Below are 444 nucleotides of genomic sequence, written 5' to 3' on the forward strand. Positions count from 1 at the left end.
CGTACACGTAGCCCGACAGCCGCGCATTCTCGCTGCGGATCATCGGCGGCCCGTCGGCGATCGTCACGGCGGCGACGTCGCGCAGCAGGATCTGCGCGCCGCGCTCGGTGACGATCGGCAACGCCCGCAGTTTCTCGAGCGAGTCGCGTACTTCGCGCGGATAGCGGATGTTGATCGGAAAGCGCTCGCGCCCCGCGATCACCTCGCCGACGTTCTCGCCGCCGATCGCCGACGCGACGACCGCCTGCACGTCGCCGACCGACAGCCCGTAGCGCGCCGCCGCGCGCCGGTCGATGTCGACGTCCACGTAGCGCCCGCCGTTCAGCCGCTCGGCGAGCGCCGACGTGACGCCCGGCACGCGCTTCACCGCCGCCTCGACCTGCGCCGCGATCCGGTCGATCTGCGCGAGCTCCGGGCCGGCGATCTTCACGCCGACGGGCGTCT

At 72.7% G+C, this 444-nt stretch carries 1 protein-coding gene; it reads right to left on the reverse strand.

Annotated elements, in window-relative coordinates; all coding sequences use genetic code 11:
* On the reverse strand, nt 1–444 hold a 444-nt coding region (locus J5M67_RS28660; RefSeq protein WP_207888705.1), incomplete at both ends, for an efflux RND transporter permease subunit.

Origin of the sequence: Pseudomonas sp. 30_B (assembly GCF_017491605.1) — a bacterium.
Classification (GTDB): Bacteria; Pseudomonadota; Gammaproteobacteria; order Pseudomonadales; family Pseudomonadaceae; genus Pseudomonas.